This window comes from Frankia alni ACN14a (assembly GCF_000058485.1).
Classification (GTDB): domain Bacteria; phylum Actinomycetota; class Actinomycetes; order Frankiales; family Frankiaceae; genus Frankia; species Frankia alni.
On the sequence record NC_008278.1, the window covers coordinates 6,735,182 to 6,751,357 of the forward strand.

The 16,176-nt window shown below is 73.4% G+C and carries 12 protein-coding genes; 8 read left to right on the forward strand and 4 right to left on the reverse strand.

Features of this window, described 5'->3' with window-relative positions; all coding sequences use genetic code 11:
• Positions 1-783: 783 nt before the first annotated feature.
• Positions 784-3,948, forward strand: coding sequence for a leucine--tRNA ligase (locus tag FRAAL_RS27080; protein WP_050997261.1), 3,165 nt, complete (start codon positions 784-786; stop codon positions 3,946-3,948).
• A 96-nt stretch (positions 3,949-4,044) separates the two neighbouring features.
• On the opposite strand, the gene FRAAL_RS27085 is transcribed toward FRAAL_RS27080, so the two are convergent.
• Both FRAAL_RS27085 and mca read right to left on the reverse strand, forming a co-directional pair.
• Positions 4,045-4,404, reverse strand: coding sequence for a hypothetical protein (locus FRAAL_RS27085; protein WP_011607261.1), 360 nt, complete (start codon positions 4,402-4,404; stop codon positions 4,045-4,047).
• A 201-nt stretch (positions 4,405-4,605) separates the two neighbouring features.
• Positions 4,606-5,499, reverse strand: a complete 894-nt coding sequence (gene mca, locus FRAAL_RS27090) for a mycothiol conjugate amidase Mca (protein ID WP_041939847.1) — start codon at positions 5,497-5,499, stop codon at positions 4,606-4,608.
• Between the two features lie 446 nt (positions 5,500-5,945).
• On the opposite strand from mca, the gene greA reads away from it, so the two are divergent.
• From greA to FRAAL_RS27105, 3 genes are all read left to right on the forward strand, one after another.
• On the forward strand, positions 5,946-6,428 hold the full coding sequence (greA, locus tag FRAAL_RS27095) for a transcription elongation factor GreA (protein WP_041939848.1): 483 nt from the start codon (positions 5,946-5,948) through the stop codon (positions 6,426-6,428).
• A gap of 251 nt (positions 6,429-6,679) precedes the next feature.
• On the forward strand, positions 6,680-8,131 hold the full coding sequence (locus FRAAL_RS27100) for a magnesium chelatase ATPase subunit I (RefSeq protein ID WP_050997262.1): 1,452 nt from the start codon (positions 6,680-6,682) through the stop codon (positions 8,129-8,131).
• A gap of 58 nt (positions 8,132-8,189) precedes the next feature.
• Positions 8,190-10,184, forward strand: coding sequence for a vWA domain-containing protein (locus tag FRAAL_RS27105; protein WP_011607265.1), 1,995 nt, complete (start codon positions 8,190-8,192; stop codon positions 10,182-10,184).
• Here the strand turns inward: FRAAL_RS27105 and FRAAL_RS27110 are convergent.
• On the reverse strand, positions 10,104-10,811 hold the full coding sequence (locus FRAAL_RS27110) for a PadR family transcriptional regulator (protein ID WP_011607266.1): 708 nt from the start codon (positions 10,809-10,811) through the stop codon (positions 10,104-10,106). The genes FRAAL_RS27105 and FRAAL_RS27110 overlap by 81 nt on opposite strands.
• 94 nt (positions 10,812-10,905) lie before the next feature.
• Between FRAAL_RS27110 and FRAAL_RS27115 the strand changes: the two genes are divergently transcribed.
• The 3 genes from FRAAL_RS27115 to FRAAL_RS27125 all read left to right on the forward strand — a co-directional run bounded on the left by FRAAL_RS27115 (position 10,906) and on the right by FRAAL_RS27125 (position 13,282).
• Complete coding sequence (locus tag FRAAL_RS27115; RefSeq protein ID WP_011607267.1) at positions 10,906-11,382, forward strand: antibiotic biosynthesis monooxygenase; 477 nt, start codon at positions 10,906-10,908, stop codon at positions 11,380-11,382.
• Positions 11,383-11,511: 129 nt separating this feature from the next.
• Complete coding sequence (locus FRAAL_RS27120) at positions 11,512-12,702, forward strand: trypsin-like serine peptidase (protein ID WP_083866939.1); 1,191 nt, start codon at positions 11,512-11,514, stop codon at positions 12,700-12,702.
• Positions 12,703-12,820: 118 nt separating this feature from the next.
• Entirely contained in the window at positions 12,821-13,282 is a 462-nt protein-coding gene (locus FRAAL_RS27125) for a membrane protein (RefSeq protein WP_011607269.1), read from the forward strand.
• A 66-nt stretch (positions 13,283-13,348) separates the two neighbouring features.
• Here the strand turns inward: FRAAL_RS27125 and FRAAL_RS27130 are convergent, their stop codons facing one another.
• On the reverse strand, positions 13,349-14,248 hold the full coding sequence (locus FRAAL_RS27130; RefSeq protein ID WP_011607270.1) for an alpha/beta fold hydrolase: 900 nt from the start codon (positions 14,246-14,248) through the stop codon (positions 13,349-13,351).
• A gap of 249 nt (positions 14,249-14,497) precedes the next feature.
• Here FRAAL_RS27130 and FRAAL_RS27135 point away from each other — a divergent pair, with 249 nt between their 5' ends.
• Positions 14,498-16,084, forward strand: coding sequence for an MBOAT family O-acyltransferase (locus FRAAL_RS27135; RefSeq protein WP_011607271.1), 1,587 nt, complete (start codon positions 14,498-14,500; stop codon positions 16,082-16,084).
• The last annotated feature ends 92 nt before the right edge of the window (positions 16,085-16,176 follow it).

Genomic DNA, 16,176 nt, shown 5'->3' on the forward strand with positions numbered 1-16,176 from the left:
ACTGTGGCCATCGGCACCCCCAACTCGCCAGCCACCCCTGCCGGGCGCCGGCGGGTCAGCCCCTCGGCGACGTGTCGTCGAGGGCACCGTCCGATGGGTCAGCCGCGGAAGATGTCGTGGGTACCGACCCGAAGCCAGATCACATGCGGGTCGGTACCGCGACCCGGCAGCGGATCCCCGTACGTCCACAGCGCCCGGCCGTCCGGCGCCCAGGTCATCTCGAACAGGCCCGGCTTCGACGTGAACGCCTTGACCCGCAGCGACGGGTGAAATCGCGGACGGAGAGACCCTGAACGAACAGCCGCCGGGCGGGCAGGAACGCGGCGCGCTGCTCCGGCCGAAGCCGGTGGTGCTCCGCCAGTCCCACCCGTGCCCCGCGGGATGCCTGAACATGCCAGCAGATGCCAGGGGCGGCGTCGGGTGAGACAGGGTGAGACCCGGCACGGCACCATGGCGGCGACCCTCGGGTGGAGGAAAACCGATTGCCGAGGTCGATCATCGTGGCGACCATGGAGGGGAAGATCACCCGGTGCCCGGGACTGCTCGGGCGGCACGGTCCGTTCGTGGTGGCGTGCGGTCGGAACCGGGTTGTGCGGCACCGGATACGCTCGGGGGAAGGCACGATCCCGGCTCCTCCGCTCGCCCACCCGTTCGCCGTCCACTCGCTCGACCGCCGTCCGCCAGGCCGCCGTTGCGCCGCGAGAGCGGTCGAGGAGTCGCCGCGGGCACGCGGCAGGGTTGTCGCAGGGTCGGCGTACCAACGAGTTGGGGTGGCACGAGCGAATGAGTGAGACGGCCGAGCACGGTACCGGCGCCGCGAACGCCACGGCATCCCCGTCCGGCGCTGTACCCCCCTCCGGTGCCACGGCCACGGCCGGGACCGGCGACGAGCCGGGGTTCCGCTACGACGCCCGGCTCGCCGCGGACATCGAGCGCCGCTGGCAGCGCCGGTGGGCCGACGAGGGCACGTTCAACTCGCCGAACCCGGTCGGGCCGCTCGCCGCGGGCTTCGACGAGGTCGCCGGGCGCGAGCCGTTCTACATCATGGACATGTTCCCGTACCCCAGCGGCACCGGCCTGCACGTCGGTCACCCGCTCGGGTACATCGGCACCGACGTGTTCGCCCGCTACCTGCGCATGTCCGGCCGCCACGTGCTGCACCCGTTCGGCTACGACGCCTTCGGCCTGCCCGCGGAGCAGTACGCCATCAACACCGGCCAGCACCCGCGCACGACCACCGACGCCAACATCGCCAACATGCGCCGGCAGCTGTCCCGGCTGGGGCTCGGCCACGACACCCGCCGCGAGATAGCCACGACCGACGTCGGGTACTACCGCTGGACGCAGTGGATCTTCGAGCAGATCTTCGACGCCTGGTACGACCCGCAGGCCGGCCGGGCGCGACCGATCGCCGAGCTGATCGCCGAGTTCGAGGCCGGGACCCGCTCGCCGGCGGCCGGCCCCGCCGCCGGCACCACCGCCGTGTCGGTCGACGCCGTGCGCGCCGCGAACCCGACGGGCCTGCCCTGGGCCGAGCTGGACCGGGTCACCCGCCGCCGGGTCGTCGACGCCCACCGGCTGGCCTACATCTCCGAGCAGCTCGTCAACTGGTGCCCCGGGCTCGGCACCGTGCTGGCGAACGAGGAGGTCACCGCCGAGGGCCGCAGTGACATCGGGAACTACCCGGTGTTCCGCCGGCCGCTGCGGCAGTGGGTGCTGCGGATCACCGCCTACGCCGAGCGGCTGGTCGACGACCTCGACCTGGTCGACTGGTCCGACTCGATCAAGCAGATGCAGCGCAACTGGATCGGCCCGAGCGACGGCGCCGGCGTCGAGTTCGCCGTCGTCCCCCCGTCCGGCTCGGCCGGGGCGGCGCCCGGCCAGCGCATCGAGGTGTACACCACCCGGCCCGACACCCTCGCCGGGGCGACCTTCCTGGTGCTCGCCCCCGAACATCCGCAGGTCGACGCGCTGGTCGCCGACGCGTGGCCGGCCGGCACCCCCGGCGCCTGGCGCTTCCCCGCCGGCCGCGGCCCGGCCGTCGGCGAGGCCGCCGAGGTGGCGGCCGAGGAGGTGGCGGCCGAGGAGGTGGGAGCCGCCGAGGTCGAGGCCGCCGCCGCGGACCCCGCCTGGACGCCGCGCGCCGCCGTCGAGGCGTACCGGGCCTTCGCCGCGCGGCGCAGCGACCGCCAGCGCGGCGAGGAGGTCGACCGCACGGGCGTGTTCACCGGTGCCTACGTGCGCAACCCGGTGGGCGGCGGGCTGCTCCCCGTCTTCCTCGCGGACTACGTGCTCGTCGGCTACGGCACCGGCGCGATCATGGCCGTGCCGGCGCACGACAGCCGGGACTTCAGCTTCGCCCGCGCGTTCGACCTGCCGATCCCGGCGGTGCTGGCGCCGGACGAGCAGTGGTACGCCGAGCACCGGGTGACCCCGGGCGCCCCGCCGTCCGCGTGGCCTGAGGCGTTCGGCGGCGAGGGTGCCTACCTGCCCGGGCCCGCGGGTACGCCGGTGCTCGCCGGCCTGACCAAGCCCGACGCGATCAAGACGACGGTGCGGTGGTTGGAGGACGGCGGCCACGGCCGGCTGGCCCGGTCCTACCGGCTGCGGGACTGGCTGTTCTCCCGGCAGCGCTACTGGGGCGAGCCGTTCCCGATCGTCTTCGACGACGACGGCCTGCCGTACGCCGTCCCGGACGAGCTGCTGCCCGTCGAACTGCCCGAGATGACCGACTTCCGGCCGACGGCGATGGCCGAGGACGACGAGAGCGATCCGGTGCCGCCGCTGGCCCGCGTGGCCGACTGGGCGAGCGTCACGCTCGACCTCGGTGACGGCCCGAAGCGCTACCGGCGCGAGACGAACACGATGCCGCAGTGGGCCGGGTCCTGCTGGTACCACCTGCGCTACCTGGACCCGACCAACACCGAGCGGTTCGTCGACGAGACCGTCGAGCGGTACTGGCTGGCCAAGCCGGGCGCGGCGGCCGGCGACGGCGGCGTCGACCTCTACGTCGGCGGCGTCGAGCACGCGGTGCTGCACCTGCTCTACGCCCGGTTCTGGCAGAAGGTGCTCTACGACCTGGGGCACGTGTCGTCCAAGGAGCCGTTCAAGCGGCTGTTCAACCAGGGCTACATCCAGGCCGACGCGTTCACCGACGCCCGCGGGATGTACGTCCCGGCGGCCGAGGTGAAGCAGACCGACGACGGCCGCTTCACCCACCACGGCGCGCCGGTCGACCGCCGCTCCGGCAAGATGGGCAAGAGCCTGAAGAACAGCGTCAGCCCGGACGAGATGTACGAGCGGTTCGGCGCCGACACGCTGCGCGTCTACGAGATGGCGATGGGTCCGCTCGACGCCGACCGGCCCTGGCACACCGACGACATCGTCGGCTCCCACCGGTTCCTGCAGCGCCTGTGGCGCGCGGTCGTCGACGAGGGCAGCGGCACGGTCGCCGTCTCCGACGAGCAGCTGGACGCCGAGGCCACCCGCGTCCTGCACCGGACGATCATCACGTTGGCGGCGGAGTACGCGGGCCTGCGGTTCAACACGGCCGTCGCCCGGCTCATCGAGCTGACGAACTACGTCTCGAAGCGGTACGGCCAGGCCGCGACGCCCCGGGCGCTGGCCGAGCCGCTCGTCCTGATGGTGGCGCCGCTGGCCCCGCACATCGCGGAGGAGCTCTGGACCCGGCTCGGGCACAGCGAGTCGGTGAGCCGCGCGGCCTTCCCCGTGGGCGACCCGGCGCTGGCCGCCGAGTCCGAGCGGACCATCCCGGTCCAGGTGAACGGGAAGGTGCGGTTCACCCTCCAGGTACCCGACGGTGCCGCAGAGCCCGTGATCCGCGAGCTGCTCACCGCGCACCCCGACTACGCGCGCCAGACCGAGGGCCGAACCATCAAGAAGACCATCATCGTGCCCGGCCGCATCGTCAACATCGCCCTGGGCTGACCGCTCCCGCCACCACCCTGCTTATCCGGAGGGATAAATCGGACACGAAACCCTCCGGATAAGCAGAAGATCCGGAAGCGGCCGAGGGGAGACTGCTTAGCGGCCGCCGGGACCCGGGGGGCCGGGCTGGGCGGGCAGGTCGAGATGCTCGCCCTCGCCATCCGTGGCCGCGGCGTCGTCGACGACCTCGCCGTCGATCACCGGGCCGCGCCGGCCGGCCAGCACCGAGCGGCGGCGGATCGCCTGGCGGGGGTCGACCGGGCCGGTGAGCCGGTCGGGATCGACCCCGAGGAAGTCACCGTTCGCCACGTTCGCGCGCATCCGGCGCAGGCTCTTCGAGAGCATGAAGAACAGCCCGGTGGAGACCACGATCAGCCCCACGACGATGAGCAGTCCGAGACCGCCCGCGCTGCTCTCCTGCTCGGCCAGCACGGAACCGGCGAAGATCTCGTTCACGGTGACGTCCTCACACCCGGATCCAAACTCTGCGGTCTACCCGCCGCTGCGCCGCGCGCGAGCGCGCGACCGGCTCCGCCCAGCGGGCGGTGCGCCGTGGGCTCCCGGCGGTGCCCACCCCGACATTACGCCGCGCCGGACCGCCGCCGGCGGGCGCCGATCAGCTCCCGCCGGCCGGCCGGCCACCCGCCGTGCGCACGGTCACACGCCGTTGAACAGGTCGTCCTCGGGCAGCGTGCCGACCTCGATCAGCGATCGGGCGAGTTGGTAGTCCTCGGTGGGCCAGACCTCCCGCTGCACGTCGAGCGGGACCCGGAACCACCATCCGGTGGGATCGACCTGGGTGGCGTGCGCGATCAGGGCGCGATCGCGGGTGGCGAACCAGTCCGCGCACGGCACCCGGGTGGTGAGCCGGCCGGCGTCCGCCGCCCGGTCGGCCCACTCGTCGAGGCGTTCCGTGTAGGGGGACTCCAGGCCGCGGGCCAGCAGCGCCTCGTGCAGCGCGAGGATGCGCTCCTTGTGGAAAGTGAGGTGGTAGTAGAGCTTGAGCGGCTGCCAGGGGGCGAGCCCGGCGTCCACCCCCACCTCGGGATAGCGCTCGGGGTCGCCGGCCGCCTCGAACGCCTCGATGCTGATGTTGTGCGTCATGACGTGGTCGGGGTGCGGATAACCGCCGGACTCGTCGTAGGTCGTGATGACCTGCGGCCGGAAGGTGCGAATCAGCCTGACCAGGGGCCGGGCCGCCGCGGTGAGGGGCGTGGTGGCGAAGCGCCCCGGCGGCACGGGCGGCAGCGGGTCGCCCTCGGGCAGGCCGGAGTCGACGAAGCCGAGCCACTCCTGGCGGACGCCAAGGATGCGCCGGGCGTTCTCCATCTCCTCGCGGCGGATCTCGGTGATGCGCTCGGCGACGCCGGGTTGGTCCATCGCCGGGTTGAGGACACTGCCCTCCTCTCCGCCGGTACATGTCACGACCAGCACGTCCACGCCCTCGCTCGCGTAACGCGCCATCGTGGCCGCGCCCTTACTGGACTCGTCATCGGGGTGGGCATGGATGGCCATGAGACGCAGGCCATGCCGCTCGTCGACCGAAGGCATGCCACCATTGTCGCTGACGGCCGGGCCGGACCACGGCCATCGACCTGGGTGGCCGTGGCGTGACCGCCGTGCTACACCACTGTGCGGAACCATGGAGCCCGCCTCCACGTTTGATCTGGAAAAGTCACCCAACGCCGTGGCACAATGCACCGTCCGCGCATGCGGTGACGGGTGCGACGTCGCCGGCCGGCGTACCGACATCGGTGTCGGTCCGGCCCCAGGGGGACCGATGGAGCCCGGCACCCGTTCGCCGTGCTCCCGCTCCGCCAGGCGTGCGGTCTTGGTCCACACCACGGACTGACGGATCACCCGGAAGGGTAGAACCGCTGGTCTGGGGTCTCCCGGCGGTGGACGGCCGGTGCTGGAGTCAGCGGGCTCGACCCTGGATTCCTTGATTCACCTTGATATCGTGACCCTTTTGATGTTCACCGAGGAGCGTGACCCGCGTGACGCAGCAGACTTGGCTCACTCAGGAGGCATACGACCGGCTCCGCTCCGAGCTCGACTACCTCACCGGCCCCTGGCGCACGGAGATCGCGACCAAGATCGAGGCGGCCCGCGAGGAGGGCGACCTCAAGGAGAACGGCGGTTACCACGCCGCCAAGGAGGAGCAGGGCAAGCAGGAGGCCCGGATCCGCCAGCTCTCCGACCTGCTACGGGACGCCCAGGTGGGCGAGTCGCCCGCCACGACCGGTGAGGCCGGTCCGGGCACGGTCGTCGAGGTGCGCTTCCCCGGCGAGCAGGAGACCGAGAAGTTCCTCATCGGCTCCCGCGAGGACCACAGCGCTCCCATCGACGTGTTCTCCCCCGCCTCCCCGCTCGGTGGCGCCGTGAACGGCCACAAGGCCGGCGAGACCGTCAGCTACACACTTCCCAACGGCCGCTCCGCGAAGGTCGAGATCGTCTCGGTCGCACCTTACGGCTCCTGACGGCGCCGGAGCCGGGATCGTCCATGCCACTTGGGCCGGGCCGGGGGTCACCCATCGTGGCTGGCGCGCCGGCACCTTCGCGCCAGTCCGCCCGGACGAGCCAGTCGGCGGGCGCGGGGCTCCTTCGGGCGGGGCGGCCGGCGTACCCCCGACTACGCCTGCAGCGGACGGCAGCCGACTTCGCTGCGCCGCGGGCGGTGTCGACGTACCGTCGACGCGTGGAGGATCTGCCGGCACCGCCCCGTCATTCCATGCCACCGACCGCGACATCCCCGGCCACCGCGCCGGCGGATGCCGCTCCGCCCTATGCCACGGTGGGTGAGCTTCGCCGCAGCGGGCACGTTCACCGGCCCGTCCGCACGGAGCTGCGCGACAACCTCGTCGCCCTGATGAAGGGCGACACGCCGCGTTTCCCGGGCATCGTCGGGTTCGACGAGACCGTCCTGCCGCAGGTCGAGCGCGCCATCCTCGCCGGCCACGACATCGTCTTCCTGGGCGAGCGCGGCCAGGGCAAGACGCGGCTCATCCGCACCCTGGTGAATCTGCTCGACGAGTGGTCGCCCGCCGTCGCCGGCTGCGAGATCAACGACCACCCGTACGTGCCCGTCTGCGGCCGTTGCCGGGCGCTGGCGGCCGAGCTCGGCGAGGATCTTCCGATCGCCTGGCGCCACCGCTCCGACCGGTTCGGCGAGAAGCTCGCCACGCCGGACACCAGCGTGGGCGACCTGATCGGCGACGTCGACCCGGTGAAGGTCGCCGAGGGCCGCACCCTCGGCGACCCGGAGACGGTGCACTACGGCCTGGTGCCGCGCACGAACCGCGGCATCTTCAGCGTCAACGAGCTGCCCGACCTCGCCGAGCGCATCCAGGTGTCGCTGCTCAACGTGCTGGAGGAGCGCGACATCCAGGTCCGCGGCTACCTGCTGCGCCTGCCGCTCGACCTGCTGCTGGTGGCCTCGGCGAACCCGGAGGACTACACCAACCGCGGCCGGATCATCACCCCGCTCAAGGACCGCTTCGGCGCCGAGGTGCGCACCCACTACCCCCTGCAGCTCGCCGACGAGCTCGCGCTGATCCGCCAGGAGGCCGTGATCTCCTGGGCGGGGTCGCCGCTGGGGACCCCCGAGCTCGCCGAGCACCTGGTGGAGATCGTGGCCCGGTTCACCCGGCTCGTCCGTGACGCCCCGCAGGTCGACCAGCGTTCGGGCGTGTCGGCCCGGCTGGCGGTGGCCGCGGCGGAGACGGTGGCCGCCTCCGCGGTCCGCCGCGCGGCACTGACCGGAGAGGAGACGCCCACCGCCCGGGTGGTCGACCTCGCCGCGATCGTGCCGGCGGTGCGCGGCAAGGTCGAGTTCGACCAGCTCGAGGAGGGGCGCGAGGACGAGGTGCTCGCGCTGCTGCTGCGCCGCGCGATCGCCGAGACGTTCCGGGCCCGCCTCGCCGGAGCCGACCTCACCGGGCTGCAGAACCGGTTCGACGCCGACGGCCCGGTCGAGACGGGCGACATGGTGCCCGCCGCCGAGCTACTGCGCCGGGTCGGTCCGGTGCCCGGTCTCGCGGCGATCCTGAACCGGCTCGGCGTGGACGGCGCGGAGTCGCCCGGCCTCGCCGCGGCGGCGCTGGAGCTGGCGATGGAGGGACTGCACCTCAACCGCCGGCTCGCCAAGGAGGAGCTGCCGGGCCGGACGGTCTACGGCTCCTGACATGACACCGGCTCCTGACATGCCCGGCTCCTGACATGACACTCGTGGGAGGACCCCGGTGAGCTCCGGCGCATTCCGTTACGGCCCCTGGGACGGCGGGCCCGACCCGCTGGCCTCCCCCTTCACCGCGGCCGGCGCGCTCGACGAGATGTCCCGCCAGATCCTGGAGGGGCGCACCCCCCGGGAGGCGCTGGAGGCGCTGCTGCGCCGCGGCATGCCGGGCCGGCGTGGCCTGGACGACATGCGCCGCGCCATCGAGCGGCGCCGGCGCGAGGCCCGGTCCCGCGGCCGGATGGACGGCACCCTGGAGGAGGTCCGCCGGCTGCTCGACACGGCCGTCGGTCAGGAACGGGCGGCACTGTTCCCCGACCCGTCGGACGAGGCCCGCCTGCGGGAGGCCGAGCTCGACGCGCTGCCCGCCGACCCGGCGCGCGCGGTGCGGTCGCTGGCCGAGTACGACTGGCGTTCCCCGCAGGCCCGCGAGACCTACGAGAAGATCTCCGAGCTGCTGCGCCGGGAGGTCCTCGACAGCCAGTTCAGGGGCATGAAGCAGGCCCTGGAGGGGGCGACGCCGGAGGATTTCGCCCGCATCCGGGACATGATCGGGGCGCTGAACACCCTGCTGGAGGCCGACGCCCGCGGCGAGGACACCGACGCGGCGTTCGCCGAGTTCATGTCCCAGTACGGCGACTTCTTCCCGGAGAACCCGCAGTCGCTCGAGGAGCTGGTCGACGCGCTGGCGCGCCGGTCGGCGGCGGCCGCCCGGCTGCTCGCCGGGCTCACCCCGCAGCAGCGCTCCGAGCTCGCCGACCTGATGTCCACCGCCATGGAGGATCTGGGCCTGGCGGCCGAGATGTCCCGGCTCGCCCAGGCGCTGCGCGCCTCCCGCCCGGACCTGAACTGGGGCGGCCGGGCCCGTGGCCGCGGCGGCCGGCTCGGCGAGGGCCTCACCGGGGACGAGCCGCTGGGCCTCGGCGACGCCACCTCGGCGCTGGAGGAGCTCGCGGAGCTCGACGAGCTCGCCTCCGCCCTCGGGCAGGACTACGCCGGCGCCTCCCTGGAGGACATCGACCCGGATGCGGTCGCCCGGGCGCTGGGCCGGTCCGCCGTCGACGACCTGCGCAGCCTCCAGCAGATCGAGCGGGAGTTGGAGCAGCAGGGGTTCATCACCCGCCGGGCCGGCAGCCTGGAGCTCACCCCCCGCGCGGTCCGCCGGATCGGGCAGGCGGCGCTGGCCCGGATCTTCCGCCAGGTCTCCGCCCGGGGCCGCGGCGACCACAACCTCACCGACGCCGGTTCGGCCGGCGACCTGCTCGGCACCTCGCGGGCCTGGCAGTTCGGCGACACCCAGCCGATCGACGTCGTCCGCACAGTGCGCAACGCCGTGCTGCGCGCCGGGCCGACCGGCAAGGGCCGGCCGGTGCGGCTGGAGGTCGGCGACTTCGAGGTCGCCGAGACCGAGCGGCGCACCACCGCCGCGGTCTGCCTGCTCGTCGACCTGTCCTACTCGATGGCCCTGCGTGGGACGTGGGGGATCGCGAAGTCGACGGCGCTGGCGCTGCACACCCTCGTCAGCACGTCGTTCCCGCAGGACAAGATCCACATCATCGGTTTCTCGGACTACGCCCGCGAGCTGCGGCCGGTGGAGCTCGCCGGCCTCGACTCCGAGATGGTTCAGGGCACCAACCTGCAGCACGCGCTGCTGATCGCCGGCCGGCTGCTCAGCCGGTACCCGCAGGCCGAACCGGTCGTCATGGTCGTCACCGACGGGGAGCCCACCGCGCACCTGCTGCGCGACGGCACCCCGTCGTTCTCCTGGCCGCCGATGCCCGAGACCCTCGAGCTGACCCTGGCCGAGGTGGACCGGCTGACCCGCCGCGGGGTGACCATCAACGTGTTCATGCTCGACGACGAGCCGCGGCTCGTGCAGTTCGTCGAGGAGATGGCCCGGCGCAACGGCGGGCGGGTGCTCTCACCCGACCCCACCGCCCTCGGCAGCTACGTCATCCGTGACTACCTGCGGTCCCGGGGACGCCACCGCGTCGCCCGCTGACCCGCCGGGGACGTCCCGCGCCGGTCGTGTGGGTGCGGCGGTCGGTGTCGATGTCGGCGGAGCCGGGGTCGGCGGCGGAGCCGGGGCGGTCGGGGTGAGGGCGGGGTCGGCGGCGAGCCGCTCCCAGAACTCCGCCACGAGCCGCTCGTAGGCGAGACCCAGGTCCAGCGTGCGCCGCAGCGTCCAGACCATGGCGTCCGGCGGCAGTGCGGCCAGCGTGCGGTAGACCTCCAGGTGCGCCCGGTGCGCGGCGGCCTGGGCGCGGGCGAGCCGGGCGACGTCGCCGGGGCGGCCGAGGTCGGCGAACGCGAGTTTGAGCAGGCCGAGGTCGCGTAGTTCGGTGCGCCCGGGATCGGGCGAGGAGAGCCAGTCCTGCAGGCTGCGCCGGCCGGCGTCGGTGATCCGGAAGGTGCGCCGGCGCCGACCCCCGGTCTCCCGCTCCTCGGCCAGCAGCCCGGCCTCGGCGAGGCGCGGCGGCTCCTTGTAGAGCTGCGCGTGCGGGAACGACCAGTAGTTCCCGACCGATTCGGCCACCGCCACCTTGAGGTCGTAGGGGGTGGCGCTGCCGCGCCGGGCCACCTCTCCGAGGACCAGGTACGACACCGGTGTCAGCGCGATCTCCGCCATGGTCTCCATAATACGGCTTGACTCATACCGTCTCATTGAGACTATTCTGATCTGGAGGACAGTCCGAGTCAGACGATTGTGGAGGTGGGTCACCATGCCGACGATTCCCTGGACCGCCCCGCGCGACGGCAAGGCCCGCGGCGCCGAACCCGAGGGCACCAGCGCCGCGGGACGCACCGGTGGTGCTGGTGGTGCTGGTGGTGCTGGCGACGCCATCGAGGACGGCGCCATCGAGGTCATGGCCTCGCACTTCGTCCTCACCTCGACCAGGCACACGATCGCGATGCTGCGCTCGGCACTCGCCGTGCGGCGGGCCGTGCTCGCGGCGCCCGGCGCCCTCGGCGTCTCGCTCGTCGCCCGGCCGCTGCGCCGCGAGTACTTCACCCTGTCCGCGTGGATGGACCGGGCCGCGCTGGACGCGTTCGTCGGCAACCCGCACCACCGGCAGGCGATGCGCCGCCTCGGACCCGCGATGGCCCAGGCCCGGCTCGTCCACTGGCACCCGCCGGCCAGCGCCGGCGCCCCCACCTGGGCGCAGGCCCACGAGCACCTCGCCGCGCCCGCCGACTGACCGCACCCCACTCTCACCCGCCGCGGGGCATCTGACCGGCACCTGGCGAGGGGCCGCCGCGCCCCGCCCCAGCAATCTCGAGTTCTGCTACTCTGCGCGATCGTGAAGTCACGGTGGGCAGGGGAAGGCGTGGCCGGCGCGAGGCATCGGGCGAGCCTGCGGCAGCGCGGGCCGCAGCCCCGGCCACCGGTCCGTTCGCGGCTGGTCGCCACCGTGCTGCTGACCGCGGGCATGGGACTCGCCCCCACGACCATGCCGGCCGATCCCGCTCAGGCCGCGCCGGGCGGCGCGGTCCTCGCGGACGGCCTGCGCGGCTCTGTCGGCCTGCCGGGCGCGGGGGCGCGGCCGGTGGTCGGCGGCCCGCCGATCGCGGGTCCCGACGCCGGACTGGTCCGGCCGGCCGACCTCGCCGCCGAGATCACCCGGGGGCAGCCGGCGCCGCTGTCTGCACCCGGCGCGGTGACCGACGCCGAGCAGCGCGCGGTCGAACGGTACTGGACGGCCGAGCGTCGCGACCGGGCCTTCGGCTCCCACACCACCGACCGGGCCGACGCCAAGTCCGGCACCGCGGCGGCGGTGGGCACGCCGTTCGCCGACGACCCGAGCCCCGGGCTGTCGAGCACGCCCCCGCCGCCCAGCGACGGCACGCCGTACACCCGGGGCGGTCTGGTCACGGTGACCACCGGCCGACTGTTCACCACCATCGGCGGCGCCGACTTCGCGTGTTCGGCGAGCGTGGTGACCAGCCCGGGCCATGACCTCGTCGTGACCGCGGGGCACTGTCTGCATGGCGGCGCGCGCGCGCAGTTCGCCCGGCGGGTCGCCTTCGTCCCCGGCTACACCGACGGGACCATGCCGTACGGCATCTGGACCGCCCGCCGGCTGACCGTGACACCGGGGTGGGCGGGCGGCTCGAACTTCGACGTCGACGCCGGCTTCGCGCTGTTCAACACCCACGGCGGCCAGCACATCGAGAACGTGGTCGGCGGCCAGGGCATCGCCTTCGGCCTGCCGAGCACCTCCGCGCAGTACAGCTTCGGCTACCCACGCCTGTCGCCGTACGACGGCAGCCAGCTCATCTACTGCGGCGGGCCCGGGTCGGTCGACCGGTACGGGGGCCCGTCGATCGGCGTGCACTGCCGGATGACGGCGGGCGCGAGCGGCGGTCCGTTCATCACCGGGTTCGGCCGGCTCGGCCCCGGCCACGGCTGGATCGACGGGGTGGTCAGCTACGCCTACGCCGGCTCCACCGACCGCCTGTACGGGACGTACTTCGGCGATGCGGTGAAACTGCTCTATTACCAGTCCTTCCCGCTCTGAGGGCGCCGAGCCCCGCGAGGCACGACCCCCCAGAGCACCGGACCTGCACAGGCGGCCCACAGCCGGTGCTCAGGCGGTCGGTGCACAAGGGTGAGGAGTCGGTCGGTACCGTCTGCGCATGCCGCATCCGGGCAGCTTCGGGCTCCTCCTCACCCTGCACGTCCTTCTCGCGATCTTCGTCATCGGACCGCTGACCCTGGTCTGCGCGGCCATTCCCCGGCTGCTGCGGGCCGGGCCGGGCGCCCTGCCGATGCTGCGGCTCGCCGCCCGGCTGGTGCGCGGGTTCGGGCTGGCCTCGCTGCTCATCGCGGTAACCGGCGCGGGGATGGTGCACCAGGGGTCCTTCGGCAGTGTGCGGTCGTTCAGCGACTCCTGGCTGCTGGGCTCGCTGGTGCTGTGGGTGGTGGCGTGCGGGATCTGCCTGGCGGTCATCGCACCCGGCCTGTCGCACGCCGTCGCCGAGATCGACGCGGGCGGGGACGCCCGGCGCCGGCTCGGCACCGTCACCGGCGGCGCGGTGCTGAGCTCCGCCTGCTGGGTCGTGGTCGTCGCCCTGATGGTGGTCAAACCCGGCGCGTAGGCCGGGGGCGGCGCCTCGACGGCCGCACGGCCGCTCAGCTCACGGCCGCTCAGCTCACGGCCGGGATCAGCTCGCGGCGGCGAGGTAGTGCCGACCGGCCTCTCCACGGTCGACGACGTCCTCCAGCTTGTCCAGCACCCGGTCCCACACCTGCCGGGGCAGGTCGTGGCCCATCCCGTCGATCTCCAGCAGCTCCGCGGCCGGGATCGCCGCGGCCGTGAGCCGGCCGCCGATCACGGGAACGAGTGGGTCGGCGCCGCCGTGGACGACGAGGGTGGGCGGGCGCAGCCCGGCGAGCTCCGCGGTGCGGTCCGGGGCGGAGAGCACCGCGGCGACCTGGCGCAGCAGACCGTCGGGGTTGGCCCGCCGGTCCCAGTAGATCTCGGCGCGCCGGCGCACCCACGCCTCGTCCGGCGCGAACTCCGGCGAGCCGAGCACCCGATACGCCTCGTGCGCGGCGAGGACGGACTGCTCCAGGTCGAGCGGCGCCGGGCGCAGGAACAACCCGATGGCCTCCCGCGTCGGCTGCACCCGGTGGTCGCCGGGGTGCGACATCACCGACGTGAGGCTGCGGACCTGCCCCGGGCTGCGCAACGCCGCGATCTGGGCGATCATGCCGCCCATCGACAGGCCCAGCAGGTGCGCCGACTCGACGCCGAGCGCGGTGAGCAGGCCCAGCGCGTCGGTGGCGAGGTCGGCGAGCCCGTAGGGGGCGAGGTCGAAGCGCCCGGCGATGATCGCCCCGAGGTCGGGCCGGCCGAGGTGATCGAGATGGGTGGACAGGCCCACGTCGCGGTTGTCGAAGACGATCGCCCGGTAGCCGCGCCGGGCGAGCGCGGCGAGCAGGTCGGGATGCCAGCCGACGAGCTGCTGGCCAAGGCCGCCGATCAGCAGCAGCGGCAGACCGTCGTCGTCGCCGTGGATCTCGTAGGCGAGGTCGATGCCGTTGACCGTGACGATGCCCATGGTCGGAAGGTAACCATCCCGTGGCTGGCGCGCACGTCTTCCAGGCCAAATCGAGCCAACCTCACCCAATCGGGCCGCTGCGCCCGCCGAGGAGGCGGAGCCCACCGGTCCTCCCGCCACGCGTGGGCACCCATCCTCGGCCAGTCGCTACTTTATGCATCCCGACAACTCCATAGAGTAGCGACGTGTAGCCCCTCCGTCAGGCGACCCGCCACCCGCCGCCCGCCCGATCTCCCTGGACGACAACACGTGATCTTTCCGACGATCGAGTTCGCGGCGTTCTTCGTCGTGGTGATGGCGCTGTCCTGGCTGCTGATGCCCCGACCGGCGCTGTGGAAGCCGTTCGTCCTCGCCGCGTCGTACTTCTTCTACGGCTTCGCCGACGCCCGGTTCGTCCTGCTCATCGTCGCCTCGACCCTGATCAACCAGGCCGCCGCGCGGGCGATCCACCGCTTCCGGGACCGGCGCATCCTCGCCGCCGCGATCGCCTGCGACCTCGGCCTGCTCGGCTGGTTCAAGTACTACGGCTTCTTCGCGCTGTCCGTCGATCGCGCCCTGGCCGACGTCGGGCTGCCCGCGCCGCTCCCCCTGCTCCAGGTGGCGCTGCCCATCGGGATCTCGTTCTTCACCTTCCAGGCGCTGAGCTACGTCATCGACGTCCACCGGGGGACCAGCGCGCCGGCGCCGCTGCTCGACTTCGCCGTCTACGAGGCGTTCTTCCCGCACCTCGTGGCCGGTCCGATTGTGCGGGCCAGCGAGTTCCTCCCGCAGCTCGCGACGCCGCGCGACCCGGCCCGGGTGCCGACCACCCGCGCGGCGTTCCTCATCCTCGGCGGGCTGGTCAAGAAGGTGGTGCTCGCCGACGTCCTCGCCGCCCGGCTGGTCGACCCGGTCTTCGACGCCCCGGGCCAGCACTCGTCCGCGGAGATCCTCGCCGCCGTCTACGGCTACGCCGTCCAGATCTACTGCGACTTCTCGGCCTACTCCGACATCGCCATCGGGATCGCGCTGCTGCTGGGCTTCCGCTTCCCGGACAACTTCGACCGGCCGTACGCGTCGCGCAGCCTGCAGGAGTTCTGGCGGCGCTGGCACATGACCCTGTCGCGCTGGCTGCGCGACTACGTGTACCTGCCGCTCGGGGGGAGCCGACGCGGACGTCGCCGGACCTACCTGAACCTCATGATCACCATGACTTTGGGCGGCCTGTGGCACGGCGCGTCGTGGACCTTCGTGCTGTGGGGGGCGCTGCACGGCGCGGCCCTGGTCACCGAGCGCCGGCTGCGGACCTGGCGGGCGAGACAGGCGCGGCGGGCGGACGCCGCCGGGCTCGCCCGCATACCGCTGCCGCGCGCCGCAGCTCCGGCCGCCCCCCAGAGCGCCGCCGGGGGTGCGGCTCGAAGCGCCGCCGGGCCGCCGAGTGCGGCTCGGAGCGCCGCCGGGTCGCCGAGTGCGGCTCGAAGCGCCGCCGGGCCACCGAGTGCGGGCCGGGTCGGCGGCGCCGTGCGCGGCTGGGCGGCCCGGCTGGCTGTCTTCCACTTCGTCTGCGCGACCTGGGTGCTCTTCCGCGCCCCGAATCTGGCCACGGCGGGCCGGCTGTTCGCGCGGCTGTTCACCGCGGGCGGCCCGGCGCCGCTGGTCACCCCCGCGGCGCTGGCCGCGATCGTGGTGGGCCTGGCCACGGCGGCCATCCCGCCCGGCTGGTGGGCCGCGACGCGGGCCCGGTTCGCCGAGGTGCGCCTCGGCCCCCAGATCGCCCTGCTGACCGCCTCGATGATGGTCATCTACGCGGTCGTCGGCCAACAGGACGTCGCCCCCTTCATCTACTTCCGCTTCTGAGCAGGGACGTGATCCTGGCCGCCGCGGCTCGGGCTGGCACGGCTCGGGCTGGCACGGCTCGACCTGACGGACCGAACAAACGCCGATCGGGT